This window comes from Streptomyces sp. YKOK-I1 (genome assembly GCF_054660435.1).
This window is the reverse complement of record NZ_BAAGDR010000001.1, coordinates 7,137,798-7,155,455: the sequence shown is the minus strand read 5'-3', so window position 1 is coordinate 7,155,455 and position 17,658 is coordinate 7,137,798. Positions and strand designations below refer to the sequence as shown.

General features: G+C 70.3%; 18 protein-coding genes and 5 tRNA genes. 7 read left to right on the top strand and 16 right to left on the bottom strand.

Translation table 11 applies throughout. The features are described 5' to 3' along the window. Window positions 1–16: 16 nt before the first annotated feature. Both ACYQ8Q_RS32040 and ACYQ8Q_RS32035 read right to left on the bottom strand, forming a co-directional pair. Window positions 17–1,027, bottom strand: coding sequence for an NAD(P)H-dependent glycerol-3-phosphate dehydrogenase (locus ACYQ8Q_RS32040; RefSeq protein ID WP_460069847.1), 1,011 nt, complete (start codon window positions 1,025–1,027; stop codon window positions 17–19). Continuing rightward, window positions 1,024–1,824 (bottom strand): lysophospholipid acyltransferase family protein, encoded by an 801-nt coding sequence (locus ACYQ8Q_RS32035; RefSeq protein WP_460069846.1) that lies wholly within the window; start codon window positions 1,822–1,824, stop codon window positions 1,024–1,026. Before ACYQ8Q_RS32035 ends, ACYQ8Q_RS32040 begins: the two co-directional genes overlap by 4 nt. Before the next feature lie 193 nt (window positions 1,825–2,017). On the opposite strand from ACYQ8Q_RS32035, the gene cofC reads away from it, so the two are divergent. Together cofC and ACYQ8Q_RS32025 are read left to right on the top strand one after the other, a co-directional pair. After that, window positions 2,018–2,656: a 2-phospho-L-lactate guanylyltransferase gene (cofC, locus tag ACYQ8Q_RS32030; protein WP_460069844.1), complete on the top strand. Its 639-nt coding sequence runs from the start codon at window positions 2,018–2,020 to the stop codon at window positions 2,654–2,656. 9 nt (window positions 2,657–2,665) lie between these two features. Beyond that, on the top strand, window positions 2,666–2,869 hold the full coding sequence (locus tag ACYQ8Q_RS32025) for a hypothetical protein (RefSeq protein WP_062641780.1): 204 nt from the start codon (window positions 2,666–2,668) through the stop codon (window positions 2,867–2,869). Between the two features lie 102 nt (window positions 2,870–2,971). Here ACYQ8Q_RS32025 and ACYQ8Q_RS32020 read toward each other — a convergent pair whose 3' ends face one another. The 4 genes from ACYQ8Q_RS32020 to leuC form a co-directional block, all read right to left on the bottom strand. After that, the gene (locus ACYQ8Q_RS32020) at window positions 2,972–3,631 is read right to left on the bottom strand and encodes an HU family DNA-binding protein (RefSeq protein WP_460069841.1); all 660 of its coding nucleotides are present in this window, start codon (window positions 3,629–3,631) and stop codon (window positions 2,972–2,974) included. 137 nt (window positions 3,632–3,768) lie between these two features. Further along, window positions 3,769–3,999, bottom strand: coding sequence for an SCO5555 family protein (locus ACYQ8Q_RS32015; RefSeq protein ID WP_460069839.1), 231 nt, complete (start codon window positions 3,997–3,999; stop codon window positions 3,769–3,771). Between the two features lie 266 nt (window positions 4,000–4,265). After that, complete coding sequence (gene leuD / locus ACYQ8Q_RS32010; protein ID WP_460069838.1) at window positions 4,266–4,859, bottom strand: 3-isopropylmalate dehydratase small subunit; 594 nt, start codon at window positions 4,857–4,859, stop codon at window positions 4,266–4,268. Window positions 4,860–4,865: 6 nt separating this feature from the next. Next, window positions 4,866–6,293: a 3-isopropylmalate dehydratase large subunit gene (leuC, locus tag ACYQ8Q_RS32005; RefSeq protein ID WP_460069836.1), complete on the bottom strand. Its 1,428-nt coding sequence runs from the start codon at window positions 6,291–6,293 to the stop codon at window positions 4,866–4,868. A gap of 190 nt (window positions 6,294–6,483) precedes the next feature. On the opposite strand from leuC, the gene ndgR reads away from it, so the two are divergent. Continuing rightward, complete coding sequence (ndgR, locus tag ACYQ8Q_RS32000) at window positions 6,484–7,200, top strand: IclR family transcriptional regulator NdgR (RefSeq protein WP_055634332.1); 717 nt, start codon at window positions 6,484–6,486, stop codon at window positions 7,198–7,200. Between the two features lie 130 nt (window positions 7,201–7,330). Here ndgR and ACYQ8Q_RS31995 read toward each other — a convergent pair whose 3' ends face one another. Beyond that, window positions 7,331–7,825, bottom strand: coding sequence for a DUF4188 domain-containing protein (locus ACYQ8Q_RS31995; RefSeq protein ID WP_460069834.1), 495 nt, complete (start codon window positions 7,823–7,825; stop codon window positions 7,331–7,333). Window positions 7,826–7,863: 38 nt separating this feature from the next. Between ACYQ8Q_RS31995 and ACYQ8Q_RS31990 the strand changes: the two genes are divergently transcribed. After that, entirely contained in the window at window positions 7,864–8,508 is a 645-nt protein-coding gene (locus ACYQ8Q_RS31990; protein WP_460069833.1) for a MerR family transcriptional regulator, read from the top strand. Window positions 8,509–8,568: 60 nt separating this feature from the next. Here the strand turns inward: ACYQ8Q_RS31990 and ACYQ8Q_RS31985 are convergent. The 6 genes from ACYQ8Q_RS31985 to ACYQ8Q_RS31960 form a co-directional block, all read right to left on the bottom strand. After that, a tRNA-Glu gene (locus ACYQ8Q_RS31985) sits at window positions 8,569–8,641 on the bottom strand. Window positions 8,642–8,669: 28 nt separating this feature from the next. Then, window positions 8,670–8,741: transfer RNA gene (locus ACYQ8Q_RS31980), tRNA-Gln, on the bottom strand. 19 nt (window positions 8,742–8,760) lie between these two features. Then, a tRNA-Glu gene (locus ACYQ8Q_RS31975) sits at window positions 8,761–8,833 on the bottom strand. Between the two features lie 39 nt (window positions 8,834–8,872). After that, a tRNA-Glu gene (locus ACYQ8Q_RS31970) sits at window positions 8,873–8,945 on the bottom strand. A 21-nt stretch (window positions 8,946–8,966) separates the two neighbouring features. Continuing rightward, a tRNA-Gln gene (locus ACYQ8Q_RS31965) sits at window positions 8,967–9,038 on the bottom strand. Between the two features lie 91 nt (window positions 9,039–9,129). After that, window positions 9,130–9,864, bottom strand: coding sequence for an HAD family hydrolase (locus ACYQ8Q_RS31960; protein ID WP_460069832.1), 735 nt, complete (start codon window positions 9,862–9,864; stop codon window positions 9,130–9,132). 25 nt (window positions 9,865–9,889) lie between these two features. Between ACYQ8Q_RS31960 and ACYQ8Q_RS31955 the strand changes: the two genes are divergently transcribed. Next, complete coding sequence (locus ACYQ8Q_RS31955; RefSeq protein WP_460069830.1) at window positions 9,890–10,174, top strand: hypothetical protein; 285 nt, start codon at window positions 9,890–9,892, stop codon at window positions 10,172–10,174. Window positions 10,175–10,238: 64 nt separating this feature from the next. On the opposite strand, the gene gltX is transcribed toward ACYQ8Q_RS31955, so the two are convergent. The 3 genes from gltX to ACYQ8Q_RS31940 all read right to left on the bottom strand — a co-directional run bounded on the left by gltX (window position 10,239) and on the right by ACYQ8Q_RS31940 (window position 12,881). Further along, complete coding sequence (gene gltX, locus ACYQ8Q_RS31950; RefSeq protein WP_460069828.1) at window positions 10,239–11,723, bottom strand: glutamate--tRNA ligase; 1,485 nt, start codon at window positions 11,721–11,723, stop codon at window positions 10,239–10,241. Continuing rightward, the gene (locus ACYQ8Q_RS31945) at window positions 11,716–12,501 is read right to left on the bottom strand and encodes a fumarylacetoacetate hydrolase family protein (protein ID WP_460069826.1); all 786 of its coding nucleotides are present in this window, start codon (window positions 12,499–12,501) and stop codon (window positions 11,716–11,718) included. The genes gltX and ACYQ8Q_RS31945 overlap by 8 nt, the downstream gene beginning before the upstream one ends. A 191-nt stretch (window positions 12,502–12,692) precedes the next feature. After that, entirely contained in the window at window positions 12,693–12,881 is a 189-nt protein-coding gene (locus ACYQ8Q_RS31940) for a hypothetical protein (RefSeq protein WP_162252503.1), read from the bottom strand. 569 nt (window positions 12,882–13,450) lie between these two features. Between ACYQ8Q_RS31940 and ACYQ8Q_RS31935 the strand changes: the two genes are divergently transcribed. Beyond that, entirely contained in the window at window positions 13,451–17,146 is a 3,696-nt protein-coding gene (locus ACYQ8Q_RS31935; protein WP_460069825.1) for a nitrate- and nitrite sensing domain-containing protein, read from the top strand. A 9-nt stretch (window positions 17,147–17,155) separates the two neighbouring features. Then, window positions 17,156–17,569 (top strand): roadblock/LC7 domain-containing protein, encoded by a 414-nt coding sequence (locus ACYQ8Q_RS31930; RefSeq protein WP_003973453.1) that lies wholly within the window; start codon window positions 17,156–17,158, stop codon window positions 17,567–17,569. Window positions 17,570–17,658 lie beyond the last annotated feature (89 nt).

The window sequence follows — 17,658 nt, the reverse complement described above, 5'->3', positions numbered from 1 at the left end:
CACCCGCCGGGTTCGCTCAGCGTCGTTCGGGCTTCGCGCTGCGCGACATCAGCTCCTTGAGCGCGACGACCGGCGGCTTGCCCTCGTGGACGATGTCCACCACCGTCTCGGTGATGGGCATGTCGACACCGTGCCGGCGGGCCAGATCGGCCACCGACTCGCAGGACTTGACGCCCTCGGCGGTCTGCTTGGTGACCGCGATGGTCTCCTGCAGGGTCATGCCCTTGCCCAGGTTGGTGCCGAAGGTGTGGTTGCGGGACAGCGGCGAGGAGCAGGTCGCCACCAGGTCGCCGAGGCCCGCGAGTCCGGAGAAGGTGAGCGGGTCGGCGCCCATCGCCAGGCCGAGGCGGGTGGTCTCGGCGAGCCCGCGGGTGATGAGGGAGCCCTTGGCGTTGTCGCCGAGACCCATGCCGTCCGCGATGCCGACGGCCAGGCCGATGACGTTCTTGACCGCGCCGCCCAGCTCGCAGCCGACCACGTCGGTGTTGGTGTACGGGCGGAAGTACGGCGTGTGGCAGGCGGTCTGGAGCTTCTGGGCGACGGTTTCGTCGGTGCAGGCGACCACGGACGCGGCCGGCATCCGGGAGGCGATCTCACGGGCCAGGTTGGGCCCGGTGACCACGGCGACGCGGTCCCGGCCGACCTTGGCGACGTCCTCGATGACCTCGCTCATCCGCATGGTCGTCCCGAGTTCGACGCCCTTCATCAGGGAGACGAGGACGGTGTGCGGGGCGAGCAGCGGGGTCCACTCGGCGAGGTTGGCGCGCAGGGTCTGCGAGGGGATCGCGAGGACGGTGAAGTCGGCGCCGCGGGCGGCCTCGGCCGCGTCGGCGGTGGCGCGGAGGTTCTCGGGGAGCTCGACGCCGGGCAGGTAGTCCGGGTTGGTCCGGGTGGAGTTGACCGCCTCGGCGAGCTCGGGGCGGCGCGACCACAGCGTCACCTCGCAGCCCGCGTCGGCGAGGACCGTGCCGAAGGCGGTCCCCCAGGATCCGGTACCGAAGACGGCCGCCTTGACGGACTTGCTCACTTGCTGTTCTCCCCCTCGTGACTGGGCTGCGCACCGGCCTGGGCACCGGTCTGCACGCCGGTCTCCGCCTCGGTGCGGCGCCGCTGCTCGATCCGCTCCTGACGCGGATCGTAGGGTGTCTCGGGCGCCTTCTCGCCGCGGATCTCCTCCAGCTGGCGGGTGATGGCGGCCATGATGACCTCGGTGGCCTCCTTGAGGATCTCCGCGCTCATCTCCTGGCCGTAGAAACGCGAGAGGTCCACGGGCGGGCCCGCGAGCACGTGGTGGGTCTTGCGCGGGAAGAGGTGCGGCTTGCCGCTGTACGGCGGCAGCAGCTCGTTGGCGCCCCACTGGGCGACCGGGATCACGGGGCACTTGGTCTGCAGGGCGACCCGCGCGGCGCCGGTCTTGGCCGTCATGGGCCACAGGTCCGGGTCGCGGGTGATGGTGCCCTCGGGGTAGAAGGCGACGCACTCGCCGCGCTCCACAGCGTCGATCGCGGCCCGGAAGGCGCTGAGCGCGTCCGTGGACTCGCGGTAGACCGGGATCTGCCCCGTGCCGCGCATCGCGGCGCCGACGAACCCCTTCCTGAAGAGCCCGCTCTTCGCCAGGAATCGCGGCACCCGTCCGGTGTTGTACTGGTAGTGCGCGTAGGCGAAGGGGTCGACGTGGGAATTGTGGTTCACGGCGGTGATGAATCCACCGTCGGCCGGAATGTGCTCCATTCCGCGCCAGTCCCGCTTGATCAGAACCACCAGCCAGGGTTTGCAGAGGACCGCTGCGAAGCGGTACCAGAAGCCGATTCTGCGGCGGGGCACGCGGACACCTTCCCTCTGGGACATCTCCCGGTACTTCTCTCGGTACGTCGCTCTGGGCTTCTCCTCGGAACCTGTGAGCCGCACAAGTGTCGCCCCAGGCCGCCGGTCTGTCGAGAACACCGTACGCCCGACGCGTCGGCGTGCCGATGGGCCGGGTGACAATGGCCGCGACAGGAGAGGGGACGGTACGCCGGTGCAGTGGACCTTGGTCATACCCCTGAAGCCCTTGGCGCTGGCCAAGAGCAGGCTCGCGGACACGGCCGGGGACGAGCTGCGCCCGGGGCTGGCCCTCGCCTTCGCCGAGGACACGGTGGCGGCGGCGCTGGCCTGCGCGGCCGTACGGGATGTGGCGGTCGTCACGGACGATCAGCCGGCGGGGCGCGCGCTGGCCGCCCTGGGGGCCCGGATCGTGCCCGACGAGCCCCGCACCGGCCTGAACGCGGCGCTCGCGCACGGTGCCGCCGCCGTCCGCCGGCTGCGTCCCGAAACACCTCTCGCGGCGCTGAACGCGGATCTCCCCGCACTACGCCCGGCGGAATTGTCCCGTGTTCTGAATGCGGCGGCGGAATTCCCGCGCGCATTTCTCGCCGATGCGGCGGGAATCGGTACCACTCTGCTGGCCGTCTCGGCGGACCGGGAATTGCTCCCGGCATTCGGAATGGATTCCCGCGCCCGCCATCGCACGTCGGGCGCCGAGGAACTCCGGCTCGCCTCGGTCGATTCGGTACGCCAGGACGTGGACACCGGCGAGGATCTGCGCGCGGCGCTGGCGCTCGGGGTGGGCCCCCGGACGGCGGCCGCCGCGGCGCGGCTGCTCGGTATCGGGCAGTAGGCTCGACCCATGCAGGCGACCGCATACACGTACGACCCCGACACCCGCAGCGGGCAGGTGCTGCTGGACGACGGCACCCCGGTGCCCTTCGACGCGCCGGCGTTCGACGCGGGCGGGCTGCGGCTGCTGCGGCCGGGCCAGCGGGTGCGGATCGAGGTGGAGGGGCCGAAGGACAGCCCGCGGATCACCCTGGTGACGCTGCAGACCTTCTAGGACCTCCTGAACGCCCCCCTTGAACACGCCGCGTGAACACGCCGCGGGCCGGGCTCCGTGAGGGAGTCCGGCCCGGCGCGTGAGTGCCCTTGCTGTCGGTGACTACGACTGGCGGGCGGTGGCCTTCTTGGCGGTGGTGGTCTTGCGCGCGGTCGACTTCTTGGCCGGGGCCTTCTTGGCGGTGGCCTTCTTCGCCGGGGTGGTCTTCTTCGCGGCGGCCGACTTGGCGGTGGTGGTCTTCTTCGCGGCGGCCGTCGTCTTCTTCGCCGCGGCGGTCGTCTTCTTCGCGGTGGTCTTCTTGGCGGCGGCCGTGGTCTTCTTCGCGGCGGCCGTCGTCTTCTTCGCCGCGGCGGTGGTCTTCTTCGCGGCGGCGGCCTTGGTGGTGGCCTTCTTCGCCGCGGCCTTCTTGACCGTGGCGGAGGCGCCGCCGGTGAGGCTGCCCTTGGGGGCCTTCTTGACGGCGACCTCGCCGCCGCGCGGCAGCTTCTTGGAGCCGCTCACCAGGTCCTTGAAGCCCTGGCCTGCGCGGAAGCGCGGGACCGACGTCTTCTTGACCCGAACCCGCTCGCCCGTCTGGGGGTTGCGAGCGTAGCGGGCCGGCCGGTCGACCTTCTCGAACGAACCGAAGCCGGTGACCGAGACCCGGTCCCCCGCGACGGTCGCGCGGACGATGGCGTCCAGGACCGCGTCGACCGCGTCGGCGGCCTGCTGGCGGCCGCCCAGCTTGTCGGCAATCGCTTCTACGAGCTGCGCCTTGTTCACGTCTTCCCCTTCGGAGACCTCGCCAGAACGAAAGTGTTCAAGCTTTTTCGCACGTTAGGCAGATATATACCGCAAATCAAACACGAAACGGGCTAATCACCCTTGTGCCGCAACGAAGTCGGCTGTTCCGGAGGCGATCAACGCTCCTCTTCGGGCATTCGCCCCTCGTCGAGGTCCGCCATGAACCGCTCCAGACGCCTTGTCGCATCGGCGAGATCGTGCTTGGCCGCGGCCGTAATGACCAGCAGCTTCCGGGTCAGCGCCATCCGTACGCCCTCCGGGACTTGCAGTGCGCGCACTCTTGTGTGCGCTTCCTTGAGCTGGCTCGCGACCGCCGTATAGAGCTCGAGTTGGCCGTCGTGTTCCATGCACAGATTGTGCCATCTGGGGCGAGTTGTCGCCCGCCCAGGGGGCAACTGCCCCCTCGAACGGCCCTCTCGGCACCGCCGGAAGCCACGCCCACAGAGGGCGCGTACCCCGGCAACCACCGCTCTAACGTGGGAAGTTGGCAGGAAAAGCGAAGGTTCGGGGGCGGTTCCGGGCCCAGACACGGCTGTACCCCCGATCGGACCGATCGGGGGTACAGGAAGGGTGTTGGGCTGGCCGAAACTCGACTTGCCCCGGGGGCTCCGGATCAGACCTGGAGCGTCCGCGGCTTGTAGGACGGGCGCTTGGCCTCGTACGCGGCGATGTCCTGCTCGCTCTGGAGGGTGATGGAGATGTCGTCCAGGCCGTTCAGCAGCCGCCAGCGGGAGTTCTCGTCCAGCTCGAAGGAGGCGGTGATGCCCTCGGCGCGCACCTCACGGGTCTCGAGGTCGACGGTGATCTCGGCCTGCGGGTCGTTCTCGGAGAGCTCCTGGAGCGCCTCCACGATCTTCTGGTCCAGGACCACCGTGAGCAGGCCGTTCTTCAGCGAGTTGCCGCGGAAGATGTCGGCGAAGCGGGAGGAGATCACGGCCTTGAAGCCGTAGTTCTGGAGCGCCCAGACGGCGTGCTCGCGGGAGGAGCCGGTGCCGAAGTCGGGGCCGGCGACCAGCACGGTCGCGCCCTGCCGCTCGGGCTGGTTGAGGATGAAGGACCCGTCCTTGCGCCAGGCCTCGAACAGCCCGTCCTCGAACCCGTCCCGCGTGACCTTCTTGAGCCAGTGAGCAGGGATGATCTGGTCGGTGTCGACGTTGGAGCGGCGCAGCGGGACGGCCCGGCCGGTGTGCGTGGTGAATGCTTCCATGGCTGATCAGACTCCAGCGGGCGCGGGGGTGTCGGCGGACAGGTCGGCCGGGGAGGCCAGGTGGCCCAGGACGGCCGTGGCGGCCGCGACCTGCGGCGACACCAGGTGCGTACGACCGCCCTTGCCCTGCCGGCCCTCGAAGTTGCGGTTGGAGGTGGAGGCGGAGCGCTCACCGGGGGCCAGCTGGTCGGGGTTCATGCCGAGGCACATCGAGCAGCCCGCGTGCCGCCATTCGGCGCCGGCCTCCTTGAAGACCACGTCCAGGCCCTCGGAGACGGCCTGCAGACCGACCCGGGCGGAGCCGGGGACGACCAGCATGCGTACGCCGTCGGCGACTTTGCGGCCCTTCACGAGCTCGGCGGCGGCACGCAGGTCCTCGATGCGGCCGTTGGTGCAGGAACCTACGAAGACGGTGTCCACCTTGATGGAGCGCAGCGGCTGCCCGGCCTCCAACCCCATGTACTCCAGGGCCTTTTCGGCGGCGAGGCGCTCCGAGGCGTCTTCGTACGAAGCCGGGTCGGGGACGTCCGCCGAAAGCGGGGCGCCCTGGCCCGGGTTGGTGCCCCAGGTGACGAACGGCGAGAGGGAGGCGGCGTCGATGACGACCTCGGCGTCGAAGACCGCGTCCTCGTCCGTCTTCAGCGTCTTCCAGTACGCGACGGCCGCGTCCCAGTCCTCGCCCTTCGGGGCGTGCGGACGGCCCTCGAGGTAGTCGAAGGTGGTCTGGTCGGGGGCGATCATGCCCGCGCGGGCGCCGGCCTCGATCGACATGTTGCAGATGGTCATCCGGGCCTCCATCGAGAGCTTCTCGATGGCGGAACCGCGGTACTCCAGGACATAGCCCTGGCCGCCGCCGGTGCCGATCTTCGCGATGATCGCCAGGATCAGGTCCTTGGCGGTGACGCCGTCGGGCAGCTCGCCGTCGACCGTGATCGCCATGGTCCTGGGGCGGACCAGCGGCAGCGTCTGGGTGGCCAGCACATGCTCGACCTGCGAGGTGCCGATGCCGAACGCCAGGCCTCCGAAGGCGCCGTGCGTGGAGGTGTGGGAGTCGCCGCAGACGACGGTCATGCCCGGCTGGGTCAGACCCAGCTGGGGGCCCACCACGTGGACGACGCCCTGCTCGACGTCGCCGAGCGGGTGCAGGCGCACGCCGAACTCGGCGGCGTTCTTGCGCAGCGTCTCCAGCTGGACCCGGGAGACCGGGTCGGCGATCGGCTTGTCGATGTCGAGGGTCGGGGTGTTGTGGTCCTCGGTCGCGATGGTGAGGTCGAGACGGCGCACCTGGCGACCGCTCTTCCGCAGTCCGTCGAAGGCCTGGGGGCTGGTCACCTCGTGCAGCAGGTGCAGATCGATGAAGAGGAGGTCGGGCTCGCCCTCGGCGCGCCGGACGACATGGTCGTCCCAGACCTTCTCCGCGAGTGTCCTACCCATCGCTTTCCCTCCGGCCGGCAATGACGCACCGGCCCAACTAGAGATCTTGTGGAGGCGACGCCCTCGGGCCCCTGTTCCCGGGCACCCGCCGCCAGGCCCGTCGGTCTTCGGGCCGCCATGCATCCAAGGGTTGCGCGTCTCACGGAAAAATGAACTTGCGTTTCACAGAGTGAGACGGGAATATCGTTTCATGGACAACAGTAGCGGCGTGGGCGTTCTGGACAAGGCAGCCCTTGTCCTGAGCGCCCTGGAGTCCGGTCCGGCCACCCTCGCGGGACTGGTCGCGGCCACCGGACTCGCACGACCCACGGCCCACCGGCTGGCCGTGGCATTGGAACACCACCGTATGGTGGCGCGCGACATGCAGGGCCGTTTCATTCTCGGTCCGCGTCTCGCGGAGCTCGCCGCGGCGGCCGGCGAGGACCGCCTCCTCGCGACCGCGGGCCCGGTGCTCACCCACCTGCGCGACGTGACCGGCGAGAGCGCCCAGCTCTACCGCCGCCAGGGCGACATGCGCATCTGCGTCGCCGCGGCGGAGCGCCTGTCCGGCCTGCGGGACACGGTCCCGGTCGGCTCCACGCTCACGATGAAGGCGGGTTCGTCGGCGCAGATCCTGATGGCCTGGGAGGAGCCGGAGCGCCTCCACCGCGGTCTGCAGGGCGCCCGCTTCACCGCGACGGCCCTCTCGGGCGTCCGCCGGCGCGGCTGGGCCCAGTCCATCGGCGAGCGCGAGCCGGGCGTCGCGTCCGTCTCCGCCCCCGTCCGCGGCCCCTCCAACCGGGTCGTGGCCGCCGTCTCGGTCTCCGGCCCGATCGAGCGCCTGACCCGCCACCCCGGCCGGATGCACGCCCAGGCGATCATCGACGCGGCGGCCCGCCTGTCGGAGGCACTGCGCCGCACGGGCTGAGGCCAAGAGGAAAAGGGCGGCCTCAACGCCGCGGCAGCCCTTTCCCGACGGCACGTACGCCAACCTGAAGGGGCGCGGGGAACTGCGCGACCAGCCCCCACACACCCGCACCCGCCGTACGCCACCAGCCCTACGAAGCCGGGGCGCGCCAGGCGAACCGATCCTTCGCATACCGCCCGCGCGCAGCCAACGGCACCTGCCCGTGCGCCGCAGCCAGCCCGAACGCCGGCATGTCCCCATAAACGGCCTCGTACGCCCCCTGCGGCACGACATACGCCTCGTGCCAGATCCCGACGTGCCCCCGCACCTTCCCGCCCTTCTCCAGGCGGTTGATCTTCGCCCACGCCGTGTGGTGGAACGCGTCGGTCGCGCTCGCGTAGGCGTACAGCTTCTCCTTGGACTCCCAGTACTGGACGACGTAGTACGTCCGCGGCGAGGCCGTCAGCAGCACCCGCCAGAGCAACCCGCGCTCCGGCTCCCGCTTCAGCTCCGCGAGCATCCTGAACATGGCCGACATGACCGGCACCCACTGGTGCACGGCCCAGAAGTGGTTGACACGCATCCCGATGAGCAGGACGACCACGTCACCCTGCGCGTCCGCGGTGGTTCGGCTGGCTCCAGACATGCTTGGATAGTGGCGCTGACCAAGGAGGCGCGCAAGGGATGAGACTGGCCGAGCTGAGCAGACAGAGCGGGGTCTCGACGGCGACGATCAAGTACTACCTGCGTGAGGGCCTGTTGCCGCCCGGCCGCCAGATCAACGCGACGACCGCCGAGTACGACGAGGAGCATCTGCGCCGGCTGCGGCTGGTGCGGGCGATGATCCAGGTGGGCCGGATCCCGGTGGCCACGGTCCGGGAGGTCCTCGGGCACGTCGACGACGACTCCCTCGGCCGCACGATCCGGCTCGGCGCGGCCCTGTGGGCGCTTCCCCAGGTTCCGGAGCCGGACGCGGAGGACGAGCACGTACGGGCCGCCCGGCAGGAGGCGGACGCGCTGCTGCGCACGCTGGGCTGGACCAACGCCCGGCTGCTGACCACGATCTCCCCGGCCTACCGCTCGTTGGTGGTGTCGGTGGCCGCGCTGCGCCGCCTCGGTTACGACTGGGACGCCGAACTGCTCAGGTCCTACGCGGAGTTGATGCACCGGGCGGCGGTGCTGGACCTGGACTTCGTGGAGACGCGGGAGTCGGAGGCGGAGCGGATCGAGACGGCGGTGCTGGGCGCGGTCCTGGTCGAGCCGATGCTCCAGGCGCTGCACCGGCTGGCCCAGGAGGAGGAGTCGGCGCGGCGGTACGGCTTCGAGTGAGGCCGGTGGGGCCGGACAGAGGTAAGGCCCCTCGCCTGAGCGAGGGGCCTTCCGGTGATGTACCCCCGACCGGATTCGAACCGGCGCTACCGCCTTGAGAGGGCGGCGTGCTAGGCCGCTACACAACGGGGGCATGGACACTGCGTTTCCGCAGGTCCGAGCTGGTCTACCTGGACTCGAACCAAGACTAACTGAACCAGAATCAGTCGTGCTGCCAATTACACCATAGACCAATGTGGTTTAGACCAGTCGTACCCCCGACCGGATTCGAACCGGCGCTACCGCCTTGAGAGGGCGGCGTGCTAGGCCGCTACACAACGGGGGCCCTAGCAGTTCCGAAGTGATCCTGCGCGATCGGAACCAGTACCCCCGACCGGATTCGAACCGGCGCTACTGCCTTGAGAGGGCAGCGTGCTAGGCCGCTACACAACGGGGGCGTTGCAGATGAGCTCTGCGAGCTGGCCTACCTGGACTCGAACCAAGACTAACTGAACCAGAATCAGTCGTGCTGCCAATTACACCATAGGCCACTGGAACGCAAGCCCCTGAGGGGATCTTGTTCTAGTTTCGCGCTTCGGGTTTCCGGCCTTCCGGCCCGCTCCCCTCGGCGCAGGAAGAACATTACCCGAAGGTGGACGGGGCTCCAAAACGGGTATCCGCGCCGAGGATCGCGGGGAGTTCGGCGAGGGTGGCGATCCGGTGCCGGCCGGGTGGCACCTCGACGGTCGCCGTACCGCCGTACCGATCGATCCACACCGACAGCAGGCCGGCGTCGGCGGCGCCCCGTCCGTCGATCTCCGGATGGTCGCCGACGTACGCCACTTGGTGCGGGGCCAGTTCCAGGGCGTCGCAGGCGGCCAGGAAGGCGGCGGCCTCCGGCTTGGACACGCCCAGCTCGGCGGCGCACAGGATGGTCTCGAAGCGGTCGTGCACCCCGAGGACGCGCAGCTTGTGGTCCTGGACCCGGAGGCTGGAGTTGGAGAGCACCGCGTGGCGGTGGCTGGCGGCGAGCGCGTCCAGCACGGGCAGGACGTCGGGGAACAGGGACCAGGCCGCCTCGTAGTGCGCGAGGTAGCGCCGGAACCAGTCGTCGGCCTCGGCGTCGGTCAGCTCCGGCCGGTCCAGGAAGACCCGCACCCGGTCCCGGCGCTGCCCCTCGAAGCTGGTCTCCCCCGCCGAGAACCGCGCCCACTGCCGATCGGTGACCTCCCGCCACCGGTCGAGGGCCTGCTCCGCCGTCCCGTACCCCTCCAGCAGCCCTTCGGCCACCAGATGCCCCCGCATGCCCTCCCGGTCCGCGGTCGTGTAATCGAAAAGCGTGTCGTCCACGTCCCAGACCACGGCGCGAATGCTCATGTCCCCGACGGTACACACTGAGCGCATGACCGAGTACCGCGTCCAGTTCACCGTCGAGGCCCGCGCGGCGTACGACACCCTGCCCGGCGACCGTCGGGGCCGGCTGGACAGGACCGTGCGGATACTGGCGCGCGATCCCTTCCGCGAGCACGCGACCGCCCGGCTCGGCCCCCGCGAGCGTCTGCGCAGGACGTACGCGGCCTCCGGGATCATGCTGACGTACCTGATCGCGGGGGCCTCGGTGGTCATCGTCGCGCTGGAGGCCGACGACGAGTTCGCGTACCTGGTCGACGAGGAAGACGCCGTCTGACATGAATGCCTGAGGGGCGGTGCCCGGAGATCTCCGGGTACCGCCCCTCAGGTGCGCCTATGGGTTACGCCGCCAGCTTGGCCAGCGCCGCGTCGATCCGGGCCAGCGTCTTCTCCTTGCCCAGGATCTCCAGGGACTCGAAGAGGGGGAGGCCGACCGTGCGGCCGGTGACGGCCACGCGGACCGGGGCCTGGGCCTTGCCGAGCTTGAGGCCGTGGGCCTCGCCGGCGGCCAGGACGGCCTCCTTCAGCGACTCCGCCGAGGTCCAGTCGGCCGACTCCAGCTTCTCGCGGGCGGTGAGCAGGAGGGCGTCCGCGCCCTCCTTCATCGCCTTCGTCCACGAGACCTCGTCGGTGACCGGCTCGGACAGGAACAGGAAGTCGACGTTGTCGGTGATCTCCGACAGGACCTTGAGGCGGGTCTGGGCGTGCGGGGCGATCGCCGCCCACTTCGCCTCGTCGAAGTCCTCCGGGGCCCAGGGCGCGAACGGCGCCGTCAGCCAGGGGGCGCAGCGCTCCGTGAAGTCCTTCACGTCGAGCATGCGGATGTGGTCGGCGTTGATCGCCTCGCACTTCCTGAGGTCGAAGCGCGCCGGGTTGGGGTTGACGTCCGCGATCTCGAAGGCCGCGATCATCTCGTCCAGCGTGAAGATGTCCTGGTCGGCCGAGAGGGACCAGCCGAGCAGCGAGAGGTAGTTGAGCAGGCCCTCGGGGAGGAAGCCGCGCTCCCGGTAGAGGTTGAGGGACGACTCGGGGTCGCGCTTGGAGAGCTTCTTGTTGCCCTCGCCCATGACATAGGGGAGGTGGCCGAAGGAGGGGGTCTCCTTGGCGATGCCCAGCTCGATCAGCGCCTTGTACAGGGCGATCTGGCGCGGGGTGGAGGAGAGCAGGTCCTCGCCGCGCAGGACGTGGGTGATCTCCATCAGGGCGTCGTCGACCGGGTTGACGAGCGTGTAGAGCGGGGCGCCGTTCGCGCGGACGATGCCGTAGTCGGGCACGTTCTCCGCGGTGAAGGTCAGCTCGCCGCGGACCAGGTCCGTGAAGGTGATCGTCTCGTCGGGCATCCGGAAGCGGACGATCGGGGCGCGGCCCTGGGCCTCGTACTCCGCGACCTGCGCCTCGGTGAGGTCGCGGCAGTGGCCGTCGTAGCCGGAGGGCTTCCCGGCGGCGCGGGCGGCCTCGCGGCGGGTGTCCAGCTCCTCCTGGGAGCAGTAGCAGCGGTAGGCGTGGCCGGCGTCCAGCAGCTTGCGGGCGACGTCGGCGTAGAGGTCCATGCGCTGCGACTGGCGGTACGGCGCGTGCGGGCCGCCGATCTCGGGGCCCTCGTCCCAGTCGAAGCCCAGCCAGCGCAGCGAGTCAAGCAGCTGGTCGTAGGACTCCTCGGAGTCGCGGGCCGCGTCGGTGTCCTCGATGCGGAAGACCAGCGTGCCCTGGTGGTGCTTGGCGAACGCCCAGTTGAACAGGGCGGTGCGGACCAGGCCCACATGGGGGTTACCGGTGGGGGAAGGACAGAAACGTACGCGGACGGGTGAGCCGGGTGCGCTAGCCACGCTTGACAACCTTGTTGGTGAGAGTGCCGATGCCTTCGATGGTGACGGCGACCTCGTCGCCGACAGCCAGGGGGCCGACCCCTGCCGGGGTGCCCGTGAGGATCACGTCGCCGGGGAGCAGCGTCATGGCCTCGGTGATGTTGACGATCAGATCCTCGATGGAGTGGATCATCTCGCTGGTGCGGCCGAGCTGGCGCTGCTGCCCGTCGACCGTGAGCTGGATCGTGAGGTCGGACGCGGTGGCGAGGTCCAGGCCCGTCTCCACCCAGGGGCCGAGCGGGCAGGAGGTGTCGAAGCCCTTGGCCCGCGCCCACTGCTTCTCGCGCCGCTGGACGTCCCGTGCGGTGACGTCGTTGGCGCAGGTGTAGCCGAAGATCACGTCCGCCACGCGCTCGCGCGGGACCTCGCGGCACATGCGGCCGATGACGACCGCGAGCTCGGCCTCGTGGTGCAGTTCCTCGGAGAACGGCGGGTACTGGATGTCGTCGCCGGGGCCGATCACCGAGGTGGACGGCTTGAAGAAGGCGAACGGGACGTCCGGCACCTCGTTGCCCAGTTCGCGCGCGTGCTCGGCGTAGTTGCGGCCGAAGGCCACCACCTTGTTGGGCAGGACGGGCGGGAGCAACCGGACCTTGCTCAGCGGCACCTTGGTGCCGGAGAGCTCGAATTCCGTGAACGGGATGCCCTTGATGATGTCGAGGACGAGCTCGTCCGGCTTGTCGCCCTCGACCGCGCCGAAGGCGACGTTGCCGTCGATGGAGAACCTGGCGATGCGCACGGGTTGGTTGGCCCCTTGCCTGAAGACGGAGACTGAGCTGGCTGGAGTGTGACGCTCCAGGCTAACGCGGAAGGGCGCCCCCGGCCGGGGACGCCCTTGACATCCGTGTGCGGCCGCCTTGAGCATTCGGCGGCCGGTGCGCGTATCACTCCGCGGAGATCGTGAAGATCTCGTGGATCTCTACGGCAGATCTACTCCGCGACGGAGGCCGCGACCGGGGCCTCCATGAGGATGGTGCGCTTGGGGTTGGCAGTCTGGGCCGGCAGGTCGACGGCGTGCTCCGGCTGGACCGGGAGCTGCAGTTCGTCGGCGCCCGCGAGGTGCGCCAGCGTCGTGCGTCGCGGGTTGGCGATCTTGTGGAACATCGTCGTCGTCTTCACTGTTGTACGTGACCCTGTCTGCTCGTGGTGCCGGGTTGTCGGACATGCCATCCCTGTAAAGCGTCAGGCTAAACACGCGATTCCCGGGGAACTCGTGAAGGCAGCATGATCACCATGTGAGTTTGCTCACGAATCGATGATCAAAGCGGTCAAACCGCGCCGCCAATCGATCGCTCGGAAACGGACATTGACCCCCTGAAGCACTCATTCCGCTCCTGATCATGGCGACTGGGACACCCACCCCACCTTTATGTTTCGGGCCCTTATGCCCGCTTTATACGGGAACCTTTTCTACGTCCCGTAACGTTCCCCTCACGTGTTGTCACGCATGTCACAGCCCGGCCAACACACCTTGTTGGAGATCCGGCACTGTGCTGGAATCTCACGGACCGCCGCTGGATCGAACCGGCGCACCGGGGCGCGACAGCGCCGTAGTGGCGGTTGGAAGGGGGAGCCAGCGCCGGTCACTCACGACCATTCGAGGGACGTAATTCAGGGCGTCCTTCAATACGCCGACACCGTCCTTCCGTTCATCCGGAAGGGCGCCTGGTCCAGAGGTTGCGACGCTAGTGCAGGGACGTTTCAAGAGGGATGGCAGTGCTTCGGCCGAGCCGGAGCCGCACGGCGGGACTGCCCCCAGTAATGGCAGCTCCTCGCTCCAGCACGCCCAGAACCCGGGCCCGAACCCGTCCGGCGACGGTGGTGAGCGCTCCGGGCGCCCCGGCGCGTCCGCGTCGCCGAGCCCCCTTCCACCGACTCCGACGATCAAGCAGCCGACCGGCCCCACCGGGCCCGGCTCCCGCGTGGCCCTGCGCAACTGGCGCATCTCCACGCGACTCGTGGCGCTGCTGACCCTCCCGGTGGTCGCGGCCACCACACTGGGCGCGCTGCGTATCAACCAGTCCATGGACGACATCCAGCAGCTCGACAACATGCGGCTGCTGACGGACATGACCAAGCAGGCGACCGAGCTCGCCGTCGCCCTCCAGGAGGAGCGCGACCGCTCGGCCGGCCCGATGTCGCACGGCACCAAGGCGACCGACTTCGGCATCAAGGGCTACCGGACCAAGACGGACCGGGCCGTGACCGCCTTCCAGGACGCCTCCGAGGAGATCAACACCGCCTCCAAGGACGGCAACCTCCAGGGCGTCCGCGACAGCCTCATCGGTCTGCTCTCCGACCTGGCGAACATCCAGAAGATCCGCTCCACGGCGTACGCGGAGAAGGGCAACGCCTCCCAGACGGTCGACGCCTACCACCAGCTCATCACGAGCCTGCTCGACCTCTCGCAGGACATGGCCCAGGCCACCAGCAACCCGGAGATGATCCAGCGCACCCGTGCGCTGGCCGCCTTCTCCAACGCCAAGGAGTACGCCTCGGTCCAGCGCGCCGTCCTCGCGGCCGCGCTGCCGGCGAACAACACGACGTACGGCCAGCTCTCCAACAACGAGCGGCAGTACGCCAGCGCCGCCTTCGACAACGAGGCCTCCGAACTCGCGAGTTTCCGCAGCATCTACGGCGACGACGGCGCCGAGGAGCTGCTGAAGCCGATCGAGCAGGGCAACCCGGTCATCGAGGAGTCCGACACCTACGCCTCGCGTGCGTTCGCCTCCTCCTCCGGTCTGACCTCGCAGGACCAGCGGTCGTACCAGGACTGGATCGACGACGCGTCGACCAAGGTCCGCCAGATGAACAACATCGAGCACACCCTGCTCGAGGACATGGAACAGAAGGCCCGTGAGCTGCGCGCCGAGTCCGAGCGCGACGCCATCATCAACGGTGCCCTGATCCTCCTCGTCCTCGGTGTGTCGCTGGTCGGCGCCTTCGTCGTCGCCCGGTCCATGATCCGCTCGCTGCGCCGCCTCCAGGAGACCGCCACCAAGGTCGCCCAGGACCGGCTGCCCGAGCTGGTCAAGCAGCTCTCCGAGTCCGACCCGCAGGACGTCGACACGTCCGTGGAGTCGGTCGGTGTGCACTCCCGGGACGAGATCGGCCAGGTGGCCGCGGCCTTCGACGACGTGCACCGCGAGGCGGTCCGCCTCGCCGCCGAGCAGGCCCTTCTGCGGGGCAACGTCAACGCGATGTTCACCAACCTCTCGCGCCGCTCCCAGGGCCTCATCCAGCGTCAGCTCTCGCTCATCTCCGAACTGGAGTCCCGCGAGGCCGACCCGGACCAGCTCTCCTCGCTCTTCAAGCTCGACCACCTCGCCACCCGCATGCGCCGTAACGGTGAGAACCTCCTGGTCCTCGCGGGTGAAGAGCCCGGCCGCCGCTGGACCCGCCCGGTCCCGCTGGTCGACGTCCTGCGCGCCGCCGCCTCCGAGGTGGAGCAGTACGAGCGCATCGAACTGGCCTCCGTGCCGTCCACCGAAGTGGCCGGCCGGGTCGTCAACGACCTCGTGCACCTCCTCGCCGAGCTGCTCGAGAACGCCACCTCGTTCTCCTCGCCCCAGACCAAGGTCAAGGTCACCGGTCACGCGCTGCCCGACGGCCGCGTCCTGATCGAGATCCACGACACCGGCATCGGTCTGTCCCCCGAGGACCTCGCCGCGATCAACGAGCGGCTCGCCTCGCCGCCCACCGTGGACGTCTCCGTCTCCCGCCGCATGGGCCTCTTCGTGGTCGGTCGTCTGTCCCAGCGGCACGGCATCCGCATCCAGCTGCGCCCGTCCGACTCCGGTGGTACGACCGCGCTGGTCATGCTGCCCGTGGACGTCGCCCAGGGCGGCAAGAAGCCCCAGCCCAAGCCCGGCCAGGGCGGCGCCGCCGGCGGTCCCGCCGCCGCGCAGGCCGCCGCGGGCGCGGCCGCCGCGCGTCGCCAGAACGGCGGCCCGCAGGGTGGTCCGCTCGGCGCCGGCGCCCCGGGCGGGGGCGGCGCCCTCGGCGCCGGTCCCGGCTCCGCTCCCGGCGGGGGCGGCCGCCTCGCCGCCGGCCAGGGTCCCCGGGCCGCGCTGCCCGGCCGTGACGGCGGTGGCCGTCCCGGCGGCCAGCCCCCGCGCGGACCGCAGTCCCCCGTCCCGCCCCAGCAGGACCGTCCGGCCCCGGCCGGTGCGGGCGCCGGCTTCGGCGGTCAGGCGCCGGGTGCGCCGCAGGGTCTGCAGAACTCCGGTGCGAACGGCCAGAACCAGGACTTCTTCGGCGGCGGGCGTCCCCCGCAGCGCAAGAACAACCCCGAGCCGCGCGGCCGTCAGCCGCAGCTCCCGCCGCGCGGCGGCCCGCGCGCCGAACTGCCCGGCGGCAACCCGCAGCCGCGCGTGACCAGCTGGGGCGACGAGAACGCCCAGCCGCCGGTGCCGCGCACCCCGCTGGACGCCCCGCGCGGCCACGAGGAGCCGGACGTCGCGCAGACCTCGCGCATGCCGCGCATCGACGACCGCCAGGGCCCGGCCGACTTCGGCCGCGGTGCGGGCGGTCTGCAGAGCACGAGCCAGTTCCCCGCCGTCGGCCCCGCCGGTCCCCAGGACACGGGCCAGTTCCAGCGCCCGGGCACCGCCGACCGCGACGAGAACGGGTTCACCCGCTCCGACGTCTTCGGCGCACCGGGCGGGCAGAACGCCCCGGTGAACCCGAACCAGTTCGCTCCGCAGGCGTACGACAACGGCTCCACCGGCCAGTTCGCCGCACCGGGCTACGACAGCTCCAGCACGGGCCAGCACGCGCTGCCCGGCCGCCAGGACATGACGTCCACGGGACAGTTCGAACGCCCCCAGATCAACGGAACCAACGGCTACGGCGCGCCGCGGCCGCAGGTTCCGCCGCGTCCCGCCCACCGTCCCGAGCCGGAGGCGCTGCCGCCGGCCCCGGGTCCGGGCGACGGACGCACCCCGCTGTACGACACGCTGGAGACCAACTGGTTCCACGGCGGTCCGCAGGGGGGCGGTCAGGGTCAGGCTCCCGCGCCGCAGGCACCTCAGCAGCAGCCGCAGGCGCCGGCCGCACCCCAGCGGCCCGCGGCCGGCGGCCCCTCGACCTCCTCGTGGCGCACCTCGCCGAACGACGAACTCGTCCGGCAGGCCGAGCGCGTCCGGCAGCCCGCCGCGGGCGGGGTCACCACCTCCGGTCTGCCGCGCCGGGTGCCCCGGGCCAACCTGGTCCCGGGCACCGCACAGCAGCAACAGCACCAAACCGGTCCGCAGGTCTCGCGTGCGCCTGACGACGTACGCGGACGGCTGACCAATCTTCGCCGGGGCATCGCGCAGGGTCGTCAGGCCGGCAACGGTCAGACCGGCAGTTTCCCGAGCCCCACTCACCCGCAGGAGCGCTAGTTGAGTCAGATGAGCCAGGCGGCACAGAATCTGAACTGGTTGATCACCAACTTCGTGGACAACACCCCCGGGGTGTCCCACACCGTCGTGGTGTCCGCCGACGGGCTCCTGCTCGCGATGTCCGAGGGCTTCCCGCGCGACCGTGCCGACCAGCTGGCGGCGGTCGCGTCGGGGCTCACCTCGCTCACGGCCGGCGCCTCCCGGATCTTCGAGGGCGGCAACGTGGCCCAGACGGTCGTCGAGATGGAGCGGGGATTCCTCTTCCTCATGTCCGTCTCGGACGGCTCGTCCCTGGCCGTGCTCGCCCACCCCGAGTGCGACATCGGCCTCGTCGGCTACGAGATGGCGCTGCTGGTCGACCGCGCGGGCGCGGTCCTCACCCCAGACCTGCGCGCCGAGCTCCAGGGCAGTCTGCTCCACTGACCTGCCCCGGCACCACCCACCTCACGAAATCACCGTCCGGCCGACACAATCCCCCCACCGGCCTCGACGGACGGCACGACTGACCGAGA

Excerpts from the sequence above, each read along its gene's own strand:
- leuD (WP_460069838.1), bottom strand. The coding sequence starts at position 4,859 with ATGGAAGCATTCACCACGCACACCGGCCGGGCCGTCCCGCTGCGCCGC.
- leuC (WP_460069836.1), bottom strand. The coding sequence starts at position 6,293 with ATGGGTAGGACACTCGCGGAGAAGGTCTGGGACGACCATGTCGTCCGG.
- ACYQ8Q_RS31960 (WP_460069832.1), bottom strand. The coding sequence starts at position 9,864 with ATGAGCATTCGCGCCGTGGTCTGGGACGTGGACGACACGCTTTTCGAT.
- ACYQ8Q_RS31995 (WP_460069834.1), bottom strand. The coding sequence starts at position 7,825 with ATGTCTGGAGCCAGCCGAACCACCGCGGACGCGCAGGGTGACGTGGTC.
- ACYQ8Q_RS32025 (WP_062641780.1), top strand. The coding sequence starts at position 2,666 with ATGCAGGCGACCGCATACACGTACGACCCCGACACCCGCAGCGGGCAG.
- ACYQ8Q_RS32015 (WP_460069839.1), bottom strand. The coding sequence starts at position 3,999 with ATGGAACACGACGGCCAACTCGAGCTCTATACGGCGGTCGCGAGCCAG.
- ACYQ8Q_RS31990 (WP_460069833.1), top strand. The coding sequence starts at position 7,864 with ATGAGACTGGCCGAGCTGAGCAGACAGAGCGGGGTCTCGACGGCGACG.
- ACYQ8Q_RS31930 (WP_003973453.1), top strand. The coding sequence starts at position 17,156 with ATGAGCCAGGCGGCACAGAATCTGAACTGGTTGATCACCAACTTCGTG.
- ndgR (WP_055634332.1), top strand. The coding sequence starts at position 6,484 with ATGGACAACAGTAGCGGCGTGGGCGTTCTGGACAAGGCAGCCCTTGTC.
- ACYQ8Q_RS31955 (WP_460069830.1), top strand. The coding sequence starts at position 9,890 with ATGACCGAGTACCGCGTCCAGTTCACCGTCGAGGCCCGCGCGGCGTAC.